Raw genomic sequence first — 359 nt, 5'->3', positions numbered from 1 at the left:
GCCACCTGCCAGCATACAGCTGAAGGTCACGGTTTTTCCTTCCGGCGAGATACTGCTCATTTTTAAAAAACCGTCGACCACACCCATCCAGTGATCGACAGGATCACCTTTACGACACACAAACGCGCCGGCCGGTACAAAGCGCTCTGTTACTTCGTCCCTGACTTTTTGCATGTGTTCCGGTACCAGCATGCTGGCCCACATGGTGTGTTGAAAACGCAGTTCTGGATCGCTGTTGGATGTAGTCATGTTTGTGCAACGCACCACCGAAAGTTGTCTCAATTACTCAGATTGTCAGTCAAACGACAGCAGTGATATGAAGAACACCGCTAGACTCAGCCCCTGACTGTCACAGAGCA

Annotated in this window: 1 protein-coding gene; it reads right to left on the bottom strand. The window is 50.7% G+C overall.

Features of this window, described 5'->3' with window-relative positions; all coding sequences use genetic code 11:
* A partial coding sequence (locus KDM89_RS22645) for a cyclic nucleotide-binding domain-containing protein (protein WP_230428012.1) occupies positions 1-249 on the bottom strand: 249 nt, incomplete at its 3' end.
* Positions 250-359: the final 110 nt, after the last annotated feature.

The organism is Cognatundibacterium luofuense (genome assembly GCF_018139685.1).
Taxonomy (GTDB): domain Bacteria; phylum Pseudomonadota; class Gammaproteobacteria; order Burkholderiales; family Burkholderiaceae_D; genus Undibacterium; species Undibacterium luofuense.
This window is presented reverse-complemented; position numbering and strand designations above follow the sequence as displayed.